Source organism: Seonamhaeicola aphaedonensis, assembly GCF_003386195.1.
Taxonomy (GTDB): Bacteria; Bacteroidota; Bacteroidia; order Flavobacteriales; family Flavobacteriaceae; genus Seonamhaeicola; species Seonamhaeicola aphaedonensis.
The window spans coordinates 159,335-184,353 of the sequence record NZ_QRDX01000001.1; the positions used below are offsets into that span (position 1 = coordinate 159,335).

Sequence of the window (25,019 nt, forward strand, 5' to 3'; positions counted from 1 at the left end):
TAAAATAATGAAATTAATTCGTTTTGGAGCGTTGGGGCAAGAAAAACCTGGTCTGTTAATAAATGGTCTGCGTAAAGATTTATCTTCAGTATTCAATGATTGGGATAATGATTTTTTTAATAATGAAGGACTTAAAAAGTTGGATGAATGTCTGAAAAACATATCGATTTATCCCAATGTAAATGATTCAGAACGTTGGGGAGCTTGTGTAGCGCGTCCAGGTAAGGTAATATGCATTGGGCTTAATTATTCTGATCACGCTGAGGAATCTGGAATGGCTATTCCTGAAGAACCTATCATATTTCAGAAAGGTTCTAATACCGTAGTTGGTCCTTATGATGATATTATTATTCCTAGAAATTCTGAAAAAACAGATTGGGAAGTAGAATTAGGTGTGGTTATTAAAAAAGATACCAGATATCTAAACTCCATTGAAGACGCCAAAGACTGTATTGCAGGATATTGTACTTCTCATGATGTTTCGGAAAGAGCATTTCAACTAGAACGAGGTGGCCAGTGGACCAAGGGTAAATCTTGCGATAATTTCAATCCTTTAGGGCCATATTTAGTGACACCTGATGAGATAGATGATATTCAAAACCTGAAAATGACATTAACAGTTAATGGTATTCAAAAACAAAAAGGCAATACCAGTTTTATGATTTTTGATGTATATCAGGTCATTCATCATTTATCTCAATTTATGACTTTAGAAGCAGGAGATATTATAAACACCGGCACACCTCCAGGGGTTGGCCTAGGTTTTAATCCACCACAATACCTAAAGGAAGGCGACATTGTAGAACTTGAAATTGAAGGACTAGGGAGCCAGAAACAGGTTTGTGTAAAAGCCTAGAAAAAACTTTCAGAAAATTTTATGCAGTGTTGCAAAACACCTTTTTCAACAAAATATAACTTAATATTGTAAACAAGGCCGATAGTGTAAAAGTCTAAAAGACCTATCGGCTTTATTTCGAATCGACGAATAAATAATGCCCAAACAAAAAAAATAAATAATTAGACTTTAAACTTTTGAGGTAAATGCACTAATTTCTTAGTTTCAAAAAAATCTTCAGTGTAAAAATCTGAAAGGTTATAAATTTTAGCTGTTGTATAATCTTTAAGCTCTTCGGTTAAGTCTCCTCCTTTTAAATACAGAATGCCATTCTTTAAATTGTTGTTTTGCTTTTTTGCTATTTTACCTTTTACCCAATTTACAAAAGTAGGCATAGCAGCTACAGCTCTACTCACAATAAAATCATAAGTATCATTTATATCTTCAACCCTACTGTGAGTGGTCTTCACGTTGGTTAATTCTAAACCATCAACTACTTCATTTACTACCTTTAGCTTTTTGGCGATACTATCAACCAAATGGAATGAACACTCAGGAAACATAATAGCTAATGGAATTCCAGGGAAACCACCGCCGGTGCCAACATCCATTATTTTTGTACCTGCTTTAAAATTTATCAATTTTGATATTGCCAAGGAGTGCAGCACATGTCTCAAGTAAAGTTCATCTATATCCTTTCTAGACACAACGTTTATCTTTAAATTCCAGTCTTGATAAAGCATTTCTAACTTTTTAAACTTTATAATTTGGTCTTCGGAAAGATTAGGAAAATACTTTAATATGAGGTCCATTCTGTTAAATTTTCAACAAAAATATACTTTTTATGTGCATATTTTTAATAAAAAACGTTATTACATAAATGGGTTTATACCTATCTTTGCACCCGGTAATAAAAATACCATCACTACAAAACTGAATAAATTAATAGTATGTCAAAACAAGCTCTGTCTTTTTCAAGAAATGACTCCGCAAAGTTTTTTAAAACGTTAAACAAACGTGTTAACTCTTACTTCAAAGAAAATAACCTAAAAAAAACAGGTAACTGGAAACTGTATGTTAAGGCTATAGTAATGTTCTCATTACTAATTGTTCCTGTGATTTTTGTATTATCTTATGAATTACCAGGTTGGCTACAAATTTTATGCATGGTTATTGTTGGGATAGGAATGGCTGGTGTTGGTATGAATGTGATGCACGACGCCAACCACGGTTCTTTTTCTAGCAAAAAATGGGTTAACAAACTTATGGGTAGTAGTATTTACATTTTAGCTGGAAACGATTACAACTGGAAAGTTCAGCACAATGTGCTACACCATACATATACAAACATTCAAGGCCATGATGAAGATATTGATGCCGGGAGAATTATTAGATTTTCTAAGCACGCTAAATGGTATAAATTTCATAAATACCAAAAGTTTTATGCATTTTTTTTATATGGTTTACTAACGGCTAATTGGGCTATTGTAACAGATTTTATTCAATCTTACAATTACCTCAAGAGAAAACTATCTTATGGCAAATTTCCTAACCCTGCCACTCAATGGACAAAACTTATTATAGGAAAAATTGTGTATTATGCCATTTGGATTGTATTACCTCTTTCTCTAGGAATTGTTTGGTGGAAGGTTTTAATAGGCTTTTTTGTAATGCATTATACGGCAGGTATTATTTTAAGTGTCATTTTTCAATTGGCTCATGTAATGCCAAATACTGAAATGCCGCTGCCTGATAATGAAGGTAATATGAAAAACACCTGGGCTATCCATCAATTGTTCACCACCTCCAACTTTTCACCAAAAAGTTGGTTGGTTGAGTTTTATACTGGAGGTTTAAACAGGCAAGTTGAACACCATCTATTTGCTAATATTAGCCATATTCACTACAGAAAAATAGCAAAAATAGTAAAGGAAACCGCAAAAGAATTTAGCCTTCCATACAATGAATATAAAACGTTTTGGGGAGCTGTTGCAGAACACTATAACCAATTAAAAGAACTAGGTCAAAAACCCAGTTTTGCTTAAAACCTATTAATCACCAATAAATAAATAAAAAGGATGAACTTATTATCTGACAGAATTTTAAGTATGTCAACATCTGCAACTTTGGCTATGGCGGCTAAAGCACGCGAACTAAGGGGGGAAGGTAAAGATATTATTGGATTAAGTCTTGGAGAACCCGATTTTAAAGTACCTGATTTTGTAAAAGAAGCGGCCATTGATGCTATCAATGAAGGGTATAATTCATATACGCCTGTTGATGGTTATGGCGACCTAAAAGAAGCCATCATTACAAAATTCAAAAGAGATAATAATCTAACATATACTCCATCTCAAATAGTAGTTTCAACGGGTGCTAAACAAGCATTATTTAATATTGCAGGTGTAATGTTAAATGATGGTGACGAGGTTATTTTACCTTGTCCTTACTGGGTAAGTTATGCAGATATTGTAAAATTATTTGGTGGTGTTCCTGTAGAAGTTAAAACCTCTATTAATACAGACTTTAAAATGACGGCGGAACAATTAGAGGCAGCCATTACACCTAAAACCAAAATGATGTGGTTTAGTTCTCCTTGTAACCCAAGTGGTTCTGTTTACAGTAAAAAGGAACTAGAAGCCTTAGTTAATGTATTAGCAAAACATCCTGATATTTATGTGGTTTCTGATGAAATTTATGAACATATTAACTACGGAGAAGGACACACCAGTATTGCTGAATTTGAAGAATTACATGATCGTACCATTACGGTAAACGGTGTTTCTAAGGCCTATGCTATGACTGGGTGGCGTATTGGATACATTGGTGCTCCTGAAAAAATTGCCCGAGCATGCAATAAATTACAAGGTCAAACCACTAGTGGGGCTAACTGTATTGCACAACGTGCTGTAATCACTGCATTAAATGAACCACCATCTCGTATTCAATATATGATTGATGAATTTAATGTACGTAGAGATTTAATTTTAAATTTATTAGCTGATATTGAAGGTTTTAAAACCAATACTCCAGAAGGCGCATTTTACGTTTTCCCAAATGTTTCTCATTTTTTTGGAAAAACACTAAGAGGAAAAACCATTAACAATGCATCTGATTTTTCACTTTATTTGTTAGAAGAAGCTTTGGTAGCTACCGTAACAGGTGACGCTTTTGGAAACCCTGATTGTATTAGAATTTCTTATGCAGCTTCACAAGAACAAATAATTGAAGCAGTAAAAAGAATTAAAGAAGCTGTAAGCTAAAAAACTAAACGGATATATATTTTAAAAAGCCACTGATTAAATGATACGGTGGCTTTTTAGTTTATATTTCGTTAGTAAAAAACAACTAAAGTCAAGGTTATTAATATAATTGAAAAGAAACACCATTGCTTTATACACTTCCTCCTATTTCCTTTTGAATACTAAGCCTAACTTGTTCTAATTCCTTCTCTGTTGCCTTTGGAAATTTGGAAAGTTTAACGTTGGACCATTTATTTCGGCCTATGGTTTATCTGAACCGAATGGATTTATCGAGCATCATATTCTTATTACTTCTTAGAGTACTCAACATAGATTCAGGCAAAGGCATTTATTAATAGTTTTAATCAAATAAATATAGAAATCCAGATAATAACGTTACAAATAAAATGATGAAAAGTATAATATGCCTTACAGTGGTTTTTTATTTTGTTCTTGAATTTGCTTTTTTATTTCTATCAATTGTGAATCGGTTACCTTTGTAAATTATTTTAATTCCACATTGGCATAACTTCATCCTAAGGCAATTTCCATTTTCTCTTTTTCAATAGACTTCTGTTATTCTTTAACGAAGTGCTAGCAGAAGTTGTATAACCTTCTCCAACTATATACTTTATAATTTTAATTCACTCTTATAAAAGAAACTATAATCTATAAGTATTAAAAAAATCAAGAAATGTTACATGCTAAATTCTTGCTCAATGCAGTGCAGAATAAAGCATTAAAAATCACCTATTACGCCAAAAGAAAGGTGTAAATAAAATAAGGACTGTAAATAGTTCTAGTCGCCCAATGAGCATTAAAAAGGATGCCCACCATTTGGCTAATGGGGGCAATGGGGCATAGTTATTTACTGGTCCAAAATCACCCAATGCAGGCCCTACATTACCTAAGGTTGAAGCTGATAAACCAATAGCAGATTTAAAATCAATATCAAACATTGAGAACACTAAGCCACCAATAATAAATGATAGCATATAAAGAATAAAAAATGCTAGAACATTAAAAACAATAAATCTGTTAATAGCCTTTTTATTATAACGTACAGGTACAATAGCGTTGGGATGTAATGTGCGTTTAAATTCTAAAAACCCATTTTTTATCAAGATTAAATGGCGTACAACTTTTACGCCTCCTGAAGTACTTCCTGCAGAACCACCTAAAAACATAAGTCCAAAAAAGAAAACCACCAAGAAAGGTGTCCACATGGTATAATCTGCAGTTACAAAACCCGTAGTTGTAATAATGGCTAAAACCTGAAACAATGAATGCCTAAAAGCACTTTCGGCTTCACCTAACACCATGGGGTGATTAACAGAAGAGGCGCTAACATCTGCCCTAAAATAAATTATTACAGCTGCAATAATGGTGAAAACTGCAATAAACTTGAAGTAAAGTTTGAACTCTTCGTCTTGAATAATTTTTTGAACGCGTCCTTTAAAAGCAAAATAACTCAATACAAAGTTTGTTCCAGCTAGAAACATGAATAATATAATAATATATTGAATTAGAGGCTGCCCATTCCAATATGCTACACTAGCATTTTTTGTTGAAAAACCTCCTGTTGATAAGGTACACAGGGCATGATTGATAGCATCAAAAAAAGACATACCAGCCAGTTGCAACAATATAGTTTCTGCAGCTGTATACCCAAAATAAATAAGCCACAAACGTTTGGCTGTATCTGTTATTCTTGGATGCAATTTATCACCACTGGGGCCTGGAGCTTCGGCAGCGAAAAGCTGCATACCTCCAATGCCCAATAATGGTAAAATAGCAATAGCCAATACAATGATTCCCATACCTCCTATCCAATGCGTTAAACTACGCCAAAACAAGACACCTTTGGGCATAGCTTCAATATCATTTAAAATAGAAGCTCCGGTGGTTGTGTAGCCAGACATGGTTTCAAAAAAAGCGTTTGTAAACTCAGGAATACTTTGAGTAAACACATAAGGTAGTGTACCTGATAAGGACATGATTATCCAACCAAACGTCACCACTACATATCCATCACGTTTATTGATTTCCTTTTTATGCTTTCTTGTAAAAAACATTCCCAAAAGCCCCATAACTAAAGTAATGATTCCAGCATAAAATATTTGTGAGGTAACCCCATCTTTGTAAAGCAGACTTACTAACGCCGACAGCAACATAAAACCACCATTAAACAAAAGTAGCAGTCCTAAGAAGTGTAAAATGATTTTGTAGTTAAGCTTCATAAACCGCTCTTAAAGGAATAACTTTTCAACACGTTTTATAGATTTCAGTAAACAACACACTACAACCCTGTCTCCTTCTCTAATAACGAAACTACCTAGAGCAATCATACCAACCCCGTCTCTTATGACACCACCAATAATAGCCGTTCTAGGAAAATCAATCGATTTAATTGCTTTATTACAGACTTCTGATGTTTTCTTAACTACAAACTCTAATAATTCAGCATTAAGATTACTCAACTTGGTCATAGCCACCACTTCACCTCTACGTATATACCTAAAAATATTATTGGCAGCTAACAGTTTTTTATTTATGAGCGTATCAATACCGATGGAGTGTGATAAATCAAAATAATCCATGTTTTCAACCAAAGCAATGGTTTTTTTAACCTCTTTAGACTTTGCAACCAAACAGGACATAATATTAGTTTCAGAGTTTGGCCCTACCGCTATAAAGGCATCCATATCTCCAATATTTTCTTCATCAAGCATGTCAACATTACGCCCATCGCTGTTAATGACCAACACTTTAGTAAGCTCCTCGGCTACTTCAAAAGCCATATCTCTATTACCTTCAAAAAGTTTTACATTTAAACCTTTTTCGCTCAAATCCCTAGCCGTCTTGTAAGCTATTTGAGTACCACCAAGAATCATAACATTCTTAATTTCCCTGTTCACTTTTCCTGTAAGCCTACAAAGTTCATCGGCACCACCTTCAGAAGTGATAAAGACAACATTATCACCTCTCTTAAATTTAGTATCACCTCTAGGAATAATAGTATACTGAGTACCAAAACGCTGGATTGCTATGGGAACAAAATGAATCTCAGGAAATATTTGAGCAGCTTCCTTTACTGTTTTCCCAACAAAAGAAGCACTTCTAGAAAGCGTTAAACCCGCCATGGTTAGAGCGCCATCCTCAAACTCATAATTTTCATTGAAGGACGATTGTTTTAATGATAGTTCTATTTCGGCAGCAGCCAAAGCCTCTGGTGAAATAAGCTCATCAATACCAAACTTTGTAAAACCAACCTCATCCTTGTAGTGAATAAACTCTGTATTTGTAATTCTAGCAATGGTTTTTTGGGCTCCCAATTGTTTTGCTAAAACACACACCGTAATATTTGTTGTTTCACTAGATGTAACCGCTATAAACAAATCTGCATTTTGTATACGAGCTTCTTTTAAAATAGCTATAGAGGTAGCATCTCCACGTACCACCCTAATATCTAACTGAGAATCTGCGTATGCTAAACTCTTTTTATTTGGGTCTATTAAGGTAATTTCTTGAGACTCGTAAGACAACAATTTTGCCAAATGAAATCCAACTTCACCAGCTCCAGCAATAATTATTTTCATGTTGATTTAATCATAAAAAGTAGAACAAAAGTACATTAATTTTTTCATTTAAAGATTGACCAATAACAAATGAGAATACTGATGTATTAGTAAAATACCGCAAACAGCTAGACTAAATTTTGTGATTTATTGTAAACATAGTTTAGTTTCAAAAAAAGACATATAACTAAAGTAACATAAAAACATAAAACAGACATTGTAAAATTTATTAAAGTGTTGAATATTGCCTTTTTAAACTAGGAATTATTATGTAGGTTTGCCAAAAATTATTGATTTGTCAAAAATAAAACCTTACAAAGACAGCACTTTAGGCAAAAAGGAACAGGTTACCAAAATGTTTGATAATATTTCTGGAGATTATGACGGTTTAAACCGTGTTATTTCTTTTGGAATTGATGTTAAATGGCGTAAAAAAGTAGTAAAACTTGTCAATAAAACCAATCCTAAAACTATTCTAGATATTGCCACTGGCACTGGTGATTTAGCCATAAATCTAGCACAAACAAAGGCTTCTAAAATTATAGGCTTAGATATTAGCAGTGGTATGCTTGAAATTGGCAAACAAAAAGTAACTAGTAAAGGCCTAGCAGATAGAATTGAAATGGTATTGGGAGATAGTGAAAAAATGCCCTTTGATGACAACACCTTTGATGCTATTACAGTGGCATTTGGCGTCAGAAATTTTGAAAACTTAGAGAATGGACTTAAAGATATTCTGCGTGTATTAAAGCCAAATGGCACCTTTGTTATTTTAGAAACCTCTGTTCCAACAAAAACAGTTTACAAGCAAGGTTATAAATTTTACACCAAAAAAATATTACCCTTAATAGGAAAAGTTTTTTCCAGAGATAAGAGTGCGTATAAATATTTAAGTGAATCTGCATCTGTTTTTCCTTATGGAGAAGTATTAAACAATATTTTGCGCAAAATTGGGTTTATTAATGTTGAACATTTTCCGCAAACCTTTGGGGTGGCTACAATTTATAAATCGTCTAAATGATACTATGAAATATTTTTTTGTTTTAATATCATTCTTATTCATAACCCAGACATCTTATGCTCAGCTTTTCACAAAGAAAAAAGTACAATACGATGCTAACCAAGGAAGACGGTCTACTGACAATGATTTATTAAGGTGGGGTTATTTCTTAGGTATTAGCAACTATGATTTTAATTTTGATTACAATCAAGATTTACGTGATATTTATACACAAAAAAGTCCAGGTTTCAATGTTGGTTTAATTGGAAATCTTCGTATTAACACCTTTTTAGATTTACGTTTAGAACCTGGTTTAATGATTACTAGCAGAGAATTAAATTACAGTGATAGTTATTTTAAGGAAACTGTTTCAGATAATGATTTAACCAGAGAAGTAAAGTCTACATACATTCACATTCCTTTATTATTGAAGATTTCCACAAAGCGAATTAATAACTTTAAACCTTTTATTGTAGGTGGATTTTCAACTGCACTTAACTTATCTAGTAACGAAAAAAACCCTAATGATAATAGCAACGGACAATTTAGAACTACAAAAAACAACCTATTCTATGAATTAGGCTTTGGTATTGACTTTTACTTATACAACTTCAAGTTTACGCCTTCAATACGTGGAGTATTTGGTTTAAACGACGAATTGGTTAGAGACAAAGATCCTTTGAGCCCATGGACTAGCAACATACATAGTATGCAAACCAGAGCGGTTTTTATTAATTTTACGTTTCAATAAGGTCAGGAATCACTCAAATCTTTAAGTCATATTCTAAAATCTAAGAACTAACCTCTTCTAAACTCACTTAATAAAATAGCTGTGGCCGTGGCAACATTTAAACTTTCGGTTTCTTGAAGCTCACCAAATCTTGGAATTGAAATTTTTTGTTTTACTAGACCTTCAACCCCTTTTGATATCCCATTTGCTTCATTGCCCATAACTAAAACCCCAGTATTAGGCATTTTGGTTTTATAAATACTATTGCCATCCATAAAGGATCCAAAAGCAGTTAGTTCAGAATTACTTAAAAACTCAATCAAATCAATATAACTAATATTTACTCTGGTTATAGAACCCATTGTGGCTTGAACTACTTTTGGGTTAAAACAATCTACCGTTTCCTTACTGCATACCAAATCTTTTACTCCAAACCAGTCACAAAGTCTAATAATAGTTCCTAAATTTCCTGGGTCTCTTATATCATCTAAAGCCACAACTAATTGCGAATTATCAATTGGTTTTGACTCCGGAATATAAAAAATAGCCAAAGCCATGTTTGGTGTTTTTAAAAAACTAATTTTTCTGAGTTCAATCTCAGAAATTAAAAATTCGCTTTTGGCATCAATATTGAAGGTTCCAGTCGTATATAGTGAATGAAGTTGTAAATTAGATTGCAACAATTCATTAATTGTTTTAAGACCCTCAACAACAAATAAACCATGTTGGTGTCTATGTTTTTTTTGCTTTAAACTCGTTATTAATTTTATCTGATTTTTAGATAACATATAATCAGTTTTATTTTATAAAGAAAAAGAAAATATCTGGTTAAGAATACTATAGACCTGAATTATTTATTCAAGTGGACAAAATGAGTATAAATTTCTGAATGTGTACATTTTTTTGAAAATTTTCAGAAATCAAAAAAAATTAAACAAATGAAATAATGTATTTTTGAGCGGCTTACTAGCTATATTTATGTCTAATTTTTAATTTATATATCCCAACCAGAATAATTGTAATTTCATTTGAAAAAGCTTCACCTAAAAATATTGGTTTCCTTATTAATTACTCCCCTTTTTACGGGTTGTGAAGCTACCAAAAGAGTTGCTGAAGACGAATTTTTACTTACTGATAACACTGTACTAGTAAACGACAAAAAAGAAAGCTCTGAAACCATTAATAATTTAATTGTTCAAAGTCCTAACAGAAAAATTTTAGGAATACCTCTAAGGCTTCACATCTACAATTTAGCACGTAAAAACAAAGACTCATTATTTGAAGTTTGGTTAAATAAAAAACCAAAACGGAGGGAACGGTTAACCAAAAAACTCTCAAAAAAACAACTTAATAAACTGAAAACCTCTTCAGTTGGATTTAACAATTGGCTTAAAACTACTGGAGAAGCTCCAGTTATCTTAGATGATTTAAAAACAGAAAAAACAAAGAAAAGATTAGAATTATATTACAAAGCTAATGGGTGGTTTAAAAATGAAGTGTCTTACCAATTAAATAAAACCGACAAGAAAAGAGCTAGTGTGACCTACAATATTACTACTGGCAAGCCTAAAATCTTAGATTCGATTTATTCATCAATTAGCTCACCTGTAATTGACTCATTATACAAAATATCTAAAGAAAAAAGCCTCTTAATAAAAGGTGATCAATACAGAGATGCCAATTTTGTAAACGAAAGAGACAGACTAAGCCATGCTTTTAGAAACTCTGGCGTATATCACTTTACTCAAGAAAACATAAGTTTTGATGTTATTTACAACGATGAAAATGAAAATGTAGATGTTGATATAGACATCTCAGACAGAGCTATTGTAACTCCAGACTCTATTACTAGAGAACCATTTAATATCTATGATATTAGAGAAGTAAATATTTATACAGATTACTCTTTTAACAAAAGAAACCAAATCCCACAAGACACTATTAAATTTGGTGGCTATACATTTTATAGCTATGGTAAAATGCGTTATAAACCAAGGGCTTTAACCGATGCTATTTTCATAACCCCTGGAGATATTTTTAAAGACAGAGATCGCACCTTAACCTACAGGCATATTAACCAGTTACGAACATTTAAATACCCTAATATTGAATATACCGAAAACCTTGACAACTCATTATCAAGTACCATTAGATTATCGCCACTAAAAAAGTTTAGTCTTAGCTTAGGTACTGATGTTTCTACAAGTAATATCCAAAAAGTTGGCCTATCAGTAAATCCTAGTCTTAAAATTAGAAATGTTTTTAGGGGTGCAGAAACTTTAGATGTTTCTGCTCTTGGTGCCATAGGAGCATCGGTAGATGCCAATAAAAATGAAGCCGATCCATTTTTTGACATCATTGAATACGGCTTGGACTTAAAACTCACAATTCCTAGGATACTATCCCCTTTTTATACGGAGCGGATTATACCAAAGCATATGTCGCCCAACACAAGAATAGGATTATCAACTTCTAGTCAAACCAATATTGGTTTAGACAAAACCTCTTTACGAGGTACCATAAATTACAATTGGCTTCCTAACAGTAAAAAAACAAACAAACTAGATTTATTCAATGTCCAATATGTAAGAAACTTAAATATTGATAACTATTTTGATGTTTATCAAAATTCATTTAGTTTACTAAACAAAATAGCACAAGACGTTAATTTTGTAGCACCAGGAACCGATTTGCTTATTCCTACTGAAGCCAATGCTTTCATAGATTATGCTTTGAATGACAACACACCTACCGAAATATCAGATCAGCAGTTAAGCGATATCATTAACATTAATGAAAGAAAGCAACGATTAACAGAAGACAACCTTATTCTTTCCTCTAGTTTCAGTTTTGTTAATGATGGCAGAACCAATCTATTTGACGAAAACTTCTCCATTTTTAGGTTTAAAATAGAGTTTGCTGGAAATCTACTTGCCAATACTTCAAAATTACTGGGTCTTAAAAAAGACGCTGATGACAGGTATGAACTATTTAATGTAGCCTTCTCTCAATATGCTAAAACAGAGTTAGAATTTACCAGACATTGGGATTTGGGAAGGAAAAATGTGCTTGCTATGAGAAGTTTCTTCGGTTTTGCCATTCCCTACGGAAACTCCAGCAACATACCCTTCTCAAAAAGTTTTTTTGCTGGTGGACCAAATGATAACAGAGCTTGGTCTGCTTATCGCTTAGGTCCTGGGAGTTTGGAATCAGCTAACGAGTTCAACGAAGCCAATCTAAAACTAGCCTTTAATTTAGAACAGCGCTTTAATATTTTTGAAAATTTAAATGGAGCTATTTTTGTTGATGCCGGAAATATCTGGAATGCTCTAGACGATGTTGAAAATCCCAGAGCTACCTTTACCAATTTAAGTTCCTTAAAGAATATCGCTATTGGTTCCGGTTTTGGTTTGCGCTATGACTTTAGCTTTTTTGTCTTCCGTTTTGATATTGGTTTTAAAACCTATAACCCTATCTATCCTGAAGAAAATAGGTGGTTTAACGATTATAACTTCTCAAATGCCGTTTATAATATTGGTATAAACTATCCTTTTTAGTATTAATAATATTTTTACCTATAACGTTTTAGTGCGTATTTATCGTTTTCAGTCTCAAAAACAAGCTGTAATTCTCTAAAATTTAATTACTTTTGATGCCTATAGTAATCAAATTTTAAAGAAAATGGGACACAACATAAAACCAGGTGTAGCTACAGGATATGAGGTACAGGAAATATTTAAATTAGCAAAAGAAAAAGGATTTGCTCTACCCGCTGTAAATGTAATAGGATCTAATACCATTAACGGTGTATTAGAAACAGCTAGAGACTTAAATGCCCCTGTAATTATTCAATTTTCAAATGGTGGTGCACAATTTAACGCTGGTAAAGGTCTAAGTAATGATGGACAAAAAGCTGCCATAGCAGGTGCTGTTGCTGGAGCAAAACATGTTCAAAAATTAGCATTAGAATATGGAGTTCCTGTAATATTACATACAGACCACTGTGCAAAAAAACTATTACCATGGATAGATGGTCTATTAGAAGCCAGTGAAGAGCATTTTGCTGAAACTGGAAAATCATTATTCAGTTCTCATATGATTGATCTTTCTGAAGAACCCATTGAAGAAAACATAGAACTTTGTAAAAAATATTTAGAGCGCATGAGCAAAATGAATATGACGCTTGAAATCGAGTTAGGTATTACCGGAGGTGAAGAAGATGGTGTTGATAATACTGATGTTGATGATTCTAAATTATATACTCAACCTGAAGAAGTTGCTTATGCTTACGAAGAATTAAGTAAAGTAAGTGATCAGTTTACAATTGCAGCTGCTTTTGGAAATGTTCATGGTGTTTACAAACCAGGTAATGTTAAATTAACACCGAAGATTTTAAAAAATTCTCAAGAATACATTTCTGAAAAGTATGGTGTTGGGCACAATCATATAGACTTTGTTTTCCACGGTGGTTCTGGTTCTACAGTAGAAGAAATTAGAGAAGGTATTAGTTACGGCGTTATTAAAATGAATATTGACACCGATTTACAATATGCTTTCATGAGTGGTATTCGCAATTACATGAAAAACAAAGAAGCTTATTTAGGGTCTCAAATTGGAAACCCTGAAGGTGATGATGTCCCCAATAAAAAATACTATGACCCACGTGTTTGGTTGCGTGAGGGTGAAAAATCATTCGTTGAGAGATTAAAGAAAGCTTTTGAAGACTTAAACAATGTAAATACCTTGTAGTAAAAACTTTAAATAAATTCATAAAAAAGACTCCTCTTATAGGGGTCTTTTTTATGAAGTGTATCCTCAGAAGTAATATGCATGCATTATAATAAAGTACTTCCTTGCACTCCAAAACTAAAAAAAGGTTTAATTTTGTCCTCAGGCTTTTAATGTTTCCTAAAATTCAAATCAATAAGGATTAGCAAATGCCTCATTAAAAAGAAATCAATGATAAATTAATTATTTTTTATCATTGTAGAACTAAAAAACAACAAGTATGTCATCTTGGTTTAAAAGAAAAACAAAAGGAATAACCACCTCTACTGAGGAGAAAAAAGACACTCCTAAAGGACTGTGGTATAAAACACCTACTGGAAAAATAGTAGATACCGAAGAGTTAGAAAAAAATTATTATGTTAGTCCAGAAGATGGGTATCATGTACGTATAGGAAGTAAAGAATATTTTGAAATACTCTTTGACAATAATAAGTTTAAAGAGTTAGATGCTGGTTTAGAATCTAAAGACCCTCTAAAGTTTGAAGATACTAAAAAATACCCCGATAGGCTAAAAGCAGCACAAGATAAAACCAAACTGAAGGATGCCGTTCGTACCGCAGTTGGCAAATCTAAAGGAAAGGATTTAGTTGTTGCGTGTATGGATTTTAGTTTTATTGGTGGTTCTATGGGTAGCGTTGTTGGAGAAAAAATTGCTAGAGCAGCAGATTATGCATTACAAAACAAACTGCCATTAATGGTGATCTCAAAATCAGGTGGAGCCAGAATGATGGAAGCTGCGCTATCTCTAATGCAATTGGCAAAAACTTCTGTTAAACTAGCCCAATTGGCAGAAGCAAAACTTCCTTACATATCATTATGTACAGACCCAACTACGGGAGGAACTACGGCTTCTTTTGCTATGTTAGGTGATATCAATATTAGTGAACCGGGAGCCTTAATTGGTTTTGCAGGACCACGTGTAGTTAAAGACACCACGGGACAAGATTTACCTGAAGGTTTCCAAACATCAGAATTCTTACTAGAACACGGTTTTTTAGACTTTATAACTATTAGAAAAGAATTAAAAAAGAAAGTAAATCAGTATTTAGACTTAATACTGAATCAACCTTTGAGAGCTTAAAAAGAGCGACCAAAATGGTCGCTCTTACTTTTTGATATATTCTCTTGCAAATCAATAAAAAAGCGTATATTTGCCGCTCGAAAGAAAGACTTTCGAATACATAAAAATCATTTACAATAATATTAGCATGTATTTAACAAAAGAAATTAAAGAAGAAATTTTCGCAAAACACGGAAAGGGAAAGAATGATTCTGGAACTGCGGAAGCTCAAATTGCGTTATTCACTCACAGAATTAACCACTTAACAGAACACTTAAAGAACAACAGAAAGGACTTTAACACAGAACGTTCATTAGTGAAATTAGTTGGTAAGCGTAGAGCGTTACTAGATTATTTAACGAAGAAAGATATTTTAAGATATCGTGCCATAGTTAAAGAATTAGGATTAAGAAAATAATAAAAAGAGGCTTTAACAGCCTCTTTTTTGTTTAAATATAAAGTTACATAGTCATTATGAGGAGTGTAACGACGTGGTAATCTTAAAATTTTAAAAAAACAGATTGCCACATCACGCCAAAAACGTGATTCGCAATGACAAAAATTAGAAGAAGCTAATTATAGTTTTTCATTGGTCAGGGCATTCATGCCACACACAACAACTACAACAACACAACGACCATTGTTTAACATAGTTCAGGCTATAAGTTTAGTTTGCTTGAACAAGAAGAAAATTTTATGATTCCAAATGTATTTAAAGAGGTCATAGACCTTGGTGACGGTAGAGAAATTTCTATTGAAACCGGAAAACTAGCTAAACAAGCTCATGGTAGCGTTGTGGTGCAATCTGGCGAAACGATGTTGCTATGTACGGTAGTATCTAATTACGATGCTGCTGATGTTGATTTTTTACCATTAACAGTAGATTATCGTGAAAAATTTGCTGCTGCGGGTCGTTACCCTGGTGGCTTTTTCAAACGTGAAGCAAGACCAAGCACTGAAGAAATTCTAGTAATGCGTATTGTGGACCGTGTATTACGTCCATTATTCCCAAAAGATTACCACGCTGAAACCCAGGTAATGATTCAATTAATGTCTTTAGACAAGGAAGTTATGCCAGATGCTTTAGCTGGTTTAGCCGCTTCTGCCGCTATTCAGTTATCAGACATTCCTTTTGAAACTCCAATTTCTGAAGTTCGTGTGGGACGAATCAACGGTGAGTTTATTATTAACCCTAGTTTATCTCAGTTAGATCAGTCTGATATTGATATGGTGATTGGAGCCTCAGAAGACTCTGTGATGATGGTTGAAGGTGAAATGAGTGAGATTTCTGAAGAAGAAATGGTTGAAGCCATTAAAGTAGCTCATGAGGCTATTAAAGTTCAAATTGAAGCTCAAAAGCGTTTAGTGGCTCAAGTGGGCGCAAAAGAAACTAGAGCGTATGAACCTGAAGCTGAAGACGAATCCGTTCTTAAAAAGGTAAAAGCCTTTGCTTACGATAAGTGTTACGAAATTGCTAAAAGCGCATCGTCTAAAAGTGATAGAGGTTTAGCTTTTTCTGAATTAAAAGATGCTTTAAAAGCTGAATATACTGAAGAAGAATTAGAAGAAGTAGGCGGATTAGTTTCTAAATATTTTAGTAAAATTCAAAAAGAAGCGGTACGCAATTTAGTATTAGAAGAGGGTATTCGTCTAGATGGTCGTAAAACAACAGAAGTAAGACCAATATGGTGTGAGGTTGATTATCTACCATCAACACACGGGTCGTCTATATTCACACGTGGTGAGACCCAGGCATTAGCTACTGTGACTTTGGGAACGTCGCGTGAAGCCAATATGATAGATAATCCATCATTAGAAGGCGAAGAACGTTTCTATTTACACTACAACTTCCCTCCTTTCTCAACTGGTGAAGCAAGACCTTTAAGAGGAACTTCAAGAAGAGAAATTGGACACGGTAACTTAGCACAACGTGCGTTAAAACGTATGGTACCTGCAGATTGTCCTTACACGGTGCGTATTGTCTCTGAAGTACTGGAATCTAACGGCTCATCATCTATGGCAACCGTTTGTGCTGGTACTATGGCTATGATGGATGCAGGAGTGCAAATGAAAAAACCAGTATCTGGTATTGCTATGGGGTTAATTTCTGATGGTGAGCGTTATGCAGTGCTTTCTGATATTCTTGGAGATGAGGATCACTTAGGTGACATGGACTTTAAAGTTACTGGTACTGAAGATGGTATCACAGCTTGTCAAATGGATATTAAGATTAAAGGATTAAGCTATGAGATTTTAGTAAATGCTTTACAGCAAGCTAAAGAAGGTAGAATGCACATCCTTGGTAAATTAACCGAAACCATTGCTGCACCAAACACGGATGTAAAAGCGCATGCACCAAAAATGGTAACAGCTAAATTACCAAATGATTTAATTGGAGCCTTCATTGGTCCTGGTGGAAAAGTAATTCAAGAATTACAAAAAGAAACTGGAACAACCATTGTTATAAACGAAGACCCTGTAACCGGAGAAGGTATTGTTGAAATTTTAGGTACAGATCAATCTGGCATAGATGCTGTTTTGGCTAAAATAGATTCTTTAACGTTTAAACCTGAAGTTGGAAGTGTATACGAAATGAAGGTTACCAAAATTTTAGATTTTGGAGCTGTTGTAGAATATGTTGAAGCGCCAGGTAATGATACATTAATTCATATATCTGAGTTAGCCTGGGAACGTACTAATAACGTTACCGATGTTGTTAATGTTGGGGACACTATTGATGTAAAATACTTGGGTTTTGACCCTAAAACTAAACGTGAAAAGGTTTCCAGAAAAGCTATTTTACCAAAGCCTGAAGGTTGGCAACCAAGACCTCCAAGAGAGAACAACAATAACAGAGGTAGAGACAATCGTGGACGTGATAATCGAGGTAGAGATAACCGCAGCAGAGACGATAGAAGACCTAGAGACGACAACAAAGAAGATTAATTTCTTTCTTTTAACAATAAAACAACAAGCCTTTCTGTTTTGAAAGGCTTGTTTATTTTAATATTTATCTAACCAATTAAAATGTTTTTTAATTATAGACGCCTTATTTCCCTCAATATAGTCAATTAAAGCTTTGGCAATATTGGTTAGATTTTTTGAACTAAGCCAAATTAAATTCCAATTGGTTGTAATAGGTAATTGTTGCACTGGAATTATCTGTAATTCACCATTTGCAATAGCATTTTTAATCCCAATTAATGGCATGATAGAACAGCCTAAACCAGATATTACAGCCTGTTTGAGTGCTTCATTTGATTTTAATTCTATCTTTTTATAAGTTGAAATTTTTCTAGAATCAATAAATTTTTCCATAGCCAAACGCGTTGCCGATCCCTGCTCTCTATATATTAAGGGTAATTTTTGAAATTCTGAATAAGACAGATATTTGCCCTTAAGTTTATAATCTTTACCGGCAACCATAAATAATTTGTTTTCCATCAACTCTATTCTATTAATCTTTAAGTGACCTGGAATGGTAGATACCATAGCAAAATCAACTTCATTATTTTCTAATGCTCTAACCACTTCTGCCTTGTTGGTTACATCCATAATTAAGTCTACACCCTTATTCTGATTCATAAAATCAGATAAAAAATAAGGCATCACATACTTAGCCGTTGACACGATGGCTATTTTAAGTTTTCCTGCCAGCTCCCCTTGAAATGAAAGCGCTTTATAATTAATAGCCTGCACTTCATTCAAAATATTTTCGGCAGCCTTAGCAATTTCCTCACCAAATTCTGTTATGTAAATTTTCCTGCCAACAATTTCAAAAAGAGGTGTTTTAAACTGTTCTTGAAATTTTTTTAACTGAATTGAAACAGCTGGCTGGGTTAAATAAAGCGCTTCCGAAGCTTTCGTAACACTCTGTAATTGAGTTATTTTAAGAAATATCTCAAGCTGATGCAAAGTATAATTCATAAATAGAGTTTATATATTTCATAATAAATATAAATAAAAATATATAAACAAAAATAATAACCTTTGCAAAAAATAAATTACATGAGAGAAGCAATTAACAACGGTTTAAAAAAACTAAAAGAAAAACCAAGCACTTTAGAAGAAATAATTTTAGTAACGACCTACTTTACTTTTTTATCATTATCAATATTAAACAACAAACTTTTTTTAAAAGAACTAGCCTTGTGTGGGCTCATAATCATTTTTGCATTGATGAGCGCACGAACTAAAAACAAAAGTTAAAAAATTTAAAATAACCAAATGGATTTACATTTACTAGTAGACAACCTATCTAACCCTGCGCTTTTATTTTTCTTTTTAGGTGTTATTGCCGTACAACTTAAAAGTGACTTAAGAATACCTGAGAACTCATCAAAATTTATTTCCTTGTACCTTCTATTGGCCATAGGTTTTAAAGGTGGTCAAGAATTGGCACACAGTGAGTTTAGTTTAGAAATTTTATGGTCTCTTCTTTTTGGTATTTTTTTGGCTGTAGCAGTTCCTGTTTATGCATATTTTATACTACGGAGAAAATTTAGTGTTGAAAATGCAGGAGCCATAGCTGCCTCTTACGGATCAGTTAGTGCCGTTACTTTCGTTACAGCCATATCATTTTTAGAACTAGAACAAATAGCTTTTAGTGGCCATATGGTTGCCGTTATGGCATTAATGGAAGCTCCTTCTATTATGATTGGTCTTTTGTTAATTATGCTTTTTAAAGGTGGAAAGGAAAAAACCAACATACCTATGAAAAACGTTTTACAGCATGCCCTTTTTAATGGAAGTGTGTTACTAATTCTGGGGAGTTTAGTCATAGGATTTTTGGCTAATGATGCTCAAGCAGAAGGTATTAAACCCTTCACAACAGATATTTTTAAAGGGTTTCTTGCGGTATTCTTATTAGATATGGGAATAACCAGTGGTAAAAAACTAAATGAATTTGTCAAAAAAGGAAAGTTCGCATTAATATTTGCAATCATAGTACCTATTGTTAACGGATGCATTGTAGCTTTCTCTACCGGAAGCTTTATTACAGGAACAGGAAACAGGCTTTTATTTGCCATTTTAGCAGCCAGCGCATCCTACATAGCAGTACCCGCAGCCATGAAAATTGCGGTACCAAAAGCAAGCCCAAGCTTATACATACCAATGGCCTTAGCCATAACATTCCCTTTTAATATAACCTTGGGAATGCCACTATACTTATATATTATTCAAAATACATTTTAATTTAAAAACTCAAAAATTATGAAAAAATCAATAACACAAAAAACCATGACTAGAGCAAAAAATAAAAGCATTGATCTTATAGATGGTGTTTTTAACGTATCTGATGCAGCCGACATTATTAATAGTGTACTTGATGTGAAAATTAACTACCACAAGTTAAAAAGACTATCTAGAACAGAAGGTAATATTAATGATTTGTGTGAATATGATAATGCAAGAATTGATGAACTTATAAAAGCTAAAGAAGATACTAGGATTTTCTTTAACGAATTAAGACAATCTGGTAAAAAGTTAAAGATTAACGGTATAATAAGTATTGAAGAAGCATAGTAAATTTTATTTGTCATATAATAATTTAAGTTTATAACCCCTTCATAATATTGATGGGGTTATATTTTTTCCTAAATTATTATCGTTTTCATATTTGCGATTTTTCAGGTCTAAAAAACAAAAATACCTCAAAAAAAAGATAGAATATTATAATAACTACTAACCAATTAGGATGGATATCTAAAATCACTGCGATTTGCCATAATATAAAGCTCCTAACTGTCATTTCAACTGGAATTGAGGCATATGATTCTTCCTTGACCTTTGCTAAATGTGCATATATCTGACCATAAATAGTTAATATTGTAGCTATTGATGCTATGCCTATTCCAATCCCTGTTTCTACTGTTAACAAAACTAGAACTGTACTTAATAAAACAATAATATCTCCAATCCACACCGTTCTGTTCCAACCAAAAACAACCGGAAAAGTTTTATATCCAGTTTCTCTATCTGCCGATATATCTTTTAAATATCCCATTAACACGAAATTGGTATAAGACATGAAACTTAATAAAACCAGCATCAATAATTTACTAGAAAATGACTTAGAATCTACAATAGAAATGTATCCCATTAACGGTAATAGAGCCACAATCCAAGCATTATAAAATGGTCCAACAAACCAAAAATTCTTTTTAAAATATGAATATGTTATTAATCCAAAAACACTTAAAGCCCCTAAGATAATATTCCAAAAATTCAAGTAAACTAAAATGATCACACTTAAAACAAGACCGAGTATACTAACTATTCTAACTGATTTGATTGAAATTACACCTTTTGATAATGGTCGATAAGGAGCCGATATAGAATCAGTATCAATCTGCCATGTATCTGTAAGTGCTTGCCCAAAACCATAACCTAAAAACAGCGGAACAAAAGCCAAATATATTGACCATAAGTTTGTACTGATATTTTCTGTTACAGCAATAGCTATTCCACTCAATCCTACAATTCCTGATAGAAACAATAAATATGGCCGACACTGAATTAAATAAGCTTTGAAGAATTTAAAATTAAAAATGGGATAGGTATTTTTCATTTTAGAGTTTTTTCTGTTCATTTTTAATACATTAATTCATTATATATATTGCATTAGGAACAACTGAAAACCTACAATTTTTTCCTATAAAAACCTCTCCATCTGCCTCAATAGGCATAGGCTTACCGATGAATACATTTAAACTCTTTAGTTTATATGTTTTTCTTTTAGAATTAGTACTAAATTTACCCTTAATAAGAGCAATTAAAGTTCTCAAAAGCTCAACCTTATTCATTCTATCACAGTAGTTCAACCCTAAAACATTATCATTAAAAGATATATTTTGTTCATACCTAAAACTACCTGAAATATTTGGGTTTTTAATTACTGATAAATTAGACAAAGTAATAGTTTCGTTAATCTTATCATCTATTAATAGTTCTGCGTTATAATTCCTATATAAAAAAATAGTTTTTACAGCAGTAAAAAAAATAGCAGCATCCACCCAATATCTTTTAAGAAATTTAAGAAAAAACTTTGGATGATTGAACCTATAATTAGCTTCAGCAGTAATACCCATGCTTGCATTTATTATGAAATATCTTGTATGGAATTGCTCATTAATATCTTCGTATGTAATTTTCCCTACATCATATAATTGACAAATCTTCCAATTAATTTTCACAGGCACATTCTTCACATATTTATTAAAAGGTTTATGAAAGTCGTTGCTGGAACCCAAACCTATACCTCCAATATATACTTGCCTAGAATCACTTTTTTCGATATTTAATAGAACATTAAGCATATAATTCAGGCTTCCATCACCACCTGCACTAACAAACCCATCAATTTTTTTTTCATGATACAAACTCTTTATCATCCCATTAAAATCACACGGAGGCATATATGTAACGATTTCTGTTTCCTCAGGAAAAATATCAAGTATACTTGAACATATTTCTTTCCACTTGTTAGCAGACTTTCCTTGTCTTGCATTTAGATTGACTAATATTACTAGTTTTTTAGGTTTCATTAAATATATTTTTTAAACCAGGTTAACATTAGTACGGGAGCCAAAATTAAATCCACTGTTAGTGTTATGAATACCGTTATTCCTATGAGAATTCCAAGAGTAAATACTTCCATAAATCCAGAACAAATTAATACGCTAAATCCACCTAATAAAATAAAACTAGTACCTAGTATTGCTTTGCCGCATTCTTCCAAAGCTTTTAAAATTGAATGTTTCAAACTACTACCTTTTTTTCTTTCTAATTGAAAACTACTCAGGAAATGTATGGTATCATCAATAGCTATTACAAATCCTATAGTGAAAATAATAGAGGTTGCTCCTCTTAACTCTATACCTGTAAGCCCCATTATACCTGCAACAATTAAAATTGGCACAAGGTTTAAAATTAGGGTCAAAAAAACTAATGCTACTTTTTTATATATACAACCTAAGGTTATTGCTACAGAAATAATTGCTATTATTAACCCATAAATCATATTGTCTATACGTACTTTATGTGCTCTATCAACCAAATAATCTTTTCCAGTTATTCTTGCTTGAACTTTTGTGGTATCAATTAATGTGTTTATATAACCTAATATTTCATTATTTTTTTCATTAATATTCAACCTTCCTATGTCCTTCATTCTTCCCGAAAATTTATAAATACTATGTTCCTTATTAAATAAATAGTTTCCATTGTTAAATACACCTATATGCTTATCATATTTTGAAATACTTTTTTCATCACTTGGAATAGGGTTCGCTTTGAACGAAAAGGGCTTGTAGGCTCTATGAAATAATTTATAAAACAAAATTGGTGACTTAATTGAATTTACGTAATCTAAACTATCGAGGAAATTTTGAATATTCAAACCCATTTCTAATATATCGGGTTCATTTAATTTAACACCTTTTTTTGCTATTAAAAGCAATTCAAAATCTCTTGCGCCACCAAAGTTTTTTTCAAAAAAAGAGTAATTATTAGAAAGTTCACTATTACTTGGCACATTAGACAATTTATAGTTATTCACATTAATAAAAAAAATCGAAATAACAGAAAAAATTGATATGCTTATATATGTCACCAAAACACTTTTAGGTTGACCATTAAACCACTGAGCTTTCTTAATAATCACTTTTGACAAGTTTTCAAAAAAATTACTTGATGAAAAAGTGATTTTATTTTTAGTCATTAAGAAAAATACAGGAGTAAGAGAAACGGTTATTAAATAAACTAAAAGTATTGACAATCCAGCCTCCAAACCAAACTCTCTAATTGCTGGCATTGGAGAAATATACATAACAAAAAAACCAATAGCTGTTGTAAAAGAGGTTACAAATGTTGTTTTACCAACTTCTTTTAACGTAACATAAAGTGCTTTTTTTTTGCAAACCTCATTTACTCTCAACGAATTGTATTTGTATGACAAATGGATGACATCTGAAATTCCAATTATTAATATTATTACTGGAAATAAATTAGCCATAATACCCAATGGCTTATTAAAGTAAGCCATACCTCCTAAAAAAATAACAAGTGAAACAAAAACGACAATCAATGGAAATATAATTGCAATAAATTTTCTAAATATTAAGACAAGTGTGACTATTAAAAAAACAAAAAACCAAAGTGTAAAATCTTTTATTTCAAGAGAGAGCAAATCCTTGAAGGAAGTTTCAAGGTACTTATCACCAATTATATAAGAGTTTATTGTTAAACTATTTCTTAATTTTTCTAGTTTATTTAATAATAATACTGTATCGCTATTATCTAAATTATCTTCAATCTCAATCCAAACAAATAAAGCATTACTTTCTTTATTAATGAAGTATTGTGTCCATTCATAATCTTTAAAAACTTTTTTAAGATCTATGGCTATGTTGGAACTATCATCTTTATTCAAATAATGTAATTGCGTTAAACCAAGAAACGTATTATACGGGTAGGATAGATCAATTAATGAACTAACTCTTCTTATTTCAGCAAACCTCTTTAGACTATCTATGAAAATTTTAGAGGTATCTAAAAAGCTTTGGTCAAAAGAATACTTCGGATTCTCTAAAGCTATTACAAGAATATTACTATAATCTTTAAATTGAGAATTCACTTGTTTATAAAAGGTATACTCTGGGTCGTTTTCAGGGAAAAACTGATAAAAATCTGTGTTATACTTTATTCGATTCAATATTGATATAGAATAAACAGTAAACACAATTACAATTACTAGTAAAACATAACGATATTTAATCCATTGCT

The 25,019-nt window shown here is 32.4% G+C and carries 20 protein-coding genes; 12 read left to right on the forward strand and 8 right to left on the reverse strand.

The features are described 5' to 3' along the window. Positions 1-7: 7 nt before the first annotated feature. Positions 8-856, forward strand: coding sequence for a fumarylacetoacetate hydrolase family protein (locus DFQ02_RS00735; protein WP_116039079.1), 849 nt, complete (start codon positions 8-10; stop codon positions 854-856). A gap of 161 nt (positions 857-1,017) precedes the next feature. On the opposite strand, the gene rsmG is transcribed toward DFQ02_RS00735, so the two are convergent. After that, positions 1,018-1,647 carry a 16S rRNA (guanine(527)-N(7))-methyltransferase RsmG gene (gene rsmG, locus DFQ02_RS00740; RefSeq protein ID WP_116039080.1) on the reverse strand — a complete coding sequence of 210 codons (630 nt, stop codon included), beginning with the start codon at positions 1,645-1,647 and terminating at the stop codon, positions 1,018-1,020. A 138-nt stretch (positions 1,648-1,785) separates the two neighbouring features. Here rsmG and DFQ02_RS00745 point away from each other — a divergent pair, with 138 nt between their 5' ends. Together DFQ02_RS00745 and DFQ02_RS00750 are read left to right on the forward strand one after the other, a co-directional pair. Further along, complete coding sequence (locus DFQ02_RS00745; RefSeq protein ID WP_116039081.1) at positions 1,786-2,880, forward strand: fatty acid desaturase family protein; 1,095 nt, start codon at positions 1,786-1,788, stop codon at positions 2,878-2,880. Positions 2,881-2,913: 33 nt separating this feature from the next. Next, entirely contained in the window at positions 2,914-4,098 is a 1,185-nt protein-coding gene (locus DFQ02_RS00750) for a pyridoxal phosphate-dependent aminotransferase (protein ID WP_116039082.1), read from the forward strand. 725 nt (positions 4,099-4,823) lie between these two features. On the opposite strand, the gene DFQ02_RS00755 is transcribed toward DFQ02_RS00750, so the two are convergent. Both DFQ02_RS00755 and trkA read right to left on the reverse strand, forming a co-directional pair. Then, positions 4,824-6,317 (reverse strand): TrkH family potassium uptake protein, encoded by a 1,494-nt coding sequence (locus DFQ02_RS00755; protein WP_116039083.1) that lies wholly within the window; start codon positions 6,315-6,317, stop codon positions 4,824-4,826. A 9-nt stretch (positions 6,318-6,326) separates the two neighbouring features. Next, the gene (gene trkA / locus DFQ02_RS00760) at positions 6,327-7,676 is read right to left on the reverse strand and encodes a Trk system potassium transporter TrkA (protein WP_116039084.1); all 1,350 of its coding nucleotides are present in this window, start codon (positions 7,674-7,676) and stop codon (positions 6,327-6,329) included. A 274-nt stretch (positions 7,677-7,950) separates the two neighbouring features. On the opposite strand from trkA, the gene ubiE reads away from it, so the two are divergent. Then, entirely contained in the window at positions 7,951-8,676 is a 726-nt protein-coding gene (gene ubiE, locus DFQ02_RS00765; protein ID WP_181896324.1) for a bifunctional demethylmenaquinone methyltransferase/2-methoxy-6-polyprenyl-1,4-benzoquinol methylase UbiE, read from the forward strand. Between the two features lie 4 nt (positions 8,677-8,680). Continuing rightward, positions 8,681-9,406, forward strand: coding sequence for a type IX secretion/gliding motility protein PorT/SprT (porT, locus tag DFQ02_RS00770; protein ID WP_116039085.1), 726 nt, complete (start codon positions 8,681-8,683; stop codon positions 9,404-9,406). Positions 9,407-9,453: 47 nt separating this feature from the next. On the opposite strand, the gene DFQ02_RS00775 is transcribed toward porT, so the two are convergent. Then, a complete protein-coding gene (locus DFQ02_RS00775; RefSeq protein ID WP_116039086.1) occupies positions 9,454-10,173 on the reverse strand; it encodes a TrmH family RNA methyltransferase in 720 nt (239 codons plus the stop codon). 240 nt (positions 10,174-10,413) lie between these two features. On the opposite strand from DFQ02_RS00775, the gene tamL reads away from it, so the two are divergent. The 5 genes from tamL to DFQ02_RS00800 all read left to right on the forward strand — a co-directional run bounded on the left by tamL (position 10,414) and on the right by DFQ02_RS00800 (position 18,179). After that, positions 10,414-12,942 (forward strand): translocation and assembly module lipoprotein TamL, encoded by a 2,529-nt coding sequence (tamL, locus tag DFQ02_RS00780; RefSeq protein WP_116039087.1) that lies wholly within the window; start codon positions 10,414-10,416, stop codon positions 12,940-12,942. A gap of 124 nt (positions 12,943-13,066) precedes the next feature. Further along, the gene (gene fbaA, locus DFQ02_RS00785; RefSeq protein ID WP_116039088.1) at positions 13,067-14,134 is read left to right on the forward strand and encodes a class II fructose-bisphosphate aldolase; all 1,068 of its coding nucleotides are present in this window, start codon (positions 13,067-13,069) and stop codon (positions 14,132-14,134) included. Positions 14,135-14,393: 259 nt separating this feature from the next. Beyond that, positions 14,394-15,254 (forward strand): acetyl-CoA carboxylase, carboxyltransferase subunit beta, encoded by an 861-nt coding sequence (gene accD, locus DFQ02_RS00790; RefSeq protein WP_116039089.1) that lies wholly within the window; start codon positions 14,394-14,396, stop codon positions 15,252-15,254. 127 nt (positions 15,255-15,381) lie between these two features. Beyond that, positions 15,382-15,651, forward strand: coding sequence for a 30S ribosomal protein S15 (rpsO, locus tag DFQ02_RS00795; RefSeq protein ID WP_116039090.1), 270 nt, complete (start codon positions 15,382-15,384; stop codon positions 15,649-15,651). A gap of 278 nt (positions 15,652-15,929) precedes the next feature. Beyond that, on the forward strand, positions 15,930-18,179 hold the full coding sequence (locus DFQ02_RS00800; protein ID WP_116039644.1) for a polyribonucleotide nucleotidyltransferase: 2,250 nt from the start codon (positions 15,930-15,932) through the stop codon (positions 18,177-18,179). 57 nt (positions 18,180-18,236) lie between these two features. Here the strand turns inward: DFQ02_RS00800 and DFQ02_RS00805 are convergent, their stop codons facing one another. After that, positions 18,237-19,160 (reverse strand): LysR family transcriptional regulator, encoded by a 924-nt coding sequence (locus tag DFQ02_RS00805; protein ID WP_116039091.1) that lies wholly within the window; start codon positions 19,158-19,160, stop codon positions 18,237-18,239. Between the two features lie 300 nt (positions 19,161-19,460). On the opposite strand from DFQ02_RS00805, the gene DFQ02_RS00815 reads away from it, so the two are divergent. Next, positions 19,461-20,429 carry a sodium-dependent bicarbonate transport family permease gene (locus DFQ02_RS00815; RefSeq protein WP_116039093.1) on the forward strand — a complete coding sequence of 323 codons (969 nt, stop codon included), beginning with the start codon at positions 19,461-19,463 and terminating at the stop codon, positions 20,427-20,429. An 18-nt stretch (positions 20,430-20,447) separates the two neighbouring features. Further along, entirely contained in the window at positions 20,448-20,759 is a 312-nt protein-coding gene (locus DFQ02_RS00820; protein ID WP_245940186.1) for a hypothetical protein, read from the forward strand. Between the two features lie 88 nt (positions 20,760-20,847). On the opposite strand, the gene DFQ02_RS00825 is transcribed toward DFQ02_RS00820, so the two are convergent. Genes DFQ02_RS00825 through DFQ02_RS00835 form a run of 3 tightly spaced genes read right to left on the reverse strand, consistent with a single transcriptional unit; the run spans position 20,848 to position 24,948 of the window. Then, a complete protein-coding gene (locus tag DFQ02_RS00825; protein WP_116039094.1) occupies positions 20,848-21,825 on the reverse strand; it encodes a UbiA family prenyltransferase in 978 nt (325 codons plus the stop codon). Positions 21,826-21,835: 10 nt separating this feature from the next. Further along, a complete protein-coding gene (locus tag DFQ02_RS00830) occupies positions 21,836-22,780 on the reverse strand; it encodes a diacylglycerol/lipid kinase family protein (protein WP_116039095.1) in 945 nt (314 codons plus the stop codon). Continuing rightward, positions 22,780-24,948, reverse strand: coding sequence for an efflux RND transporter permease subunit (locus tag DFQ02_RS00835; RefSeq protein WP_181896325.1), 2,169 nt, complete (start codon positions 24,946-24,948; stop codon positions 22,780-22,782). Before DFQ02_RS00835 ends, DFQ02_RS00830 begins: the two co-directional genes overlap by 1 nt. Between the last annotated feature and the right edge of the window lie 71 nt (positions 24,949-25,019).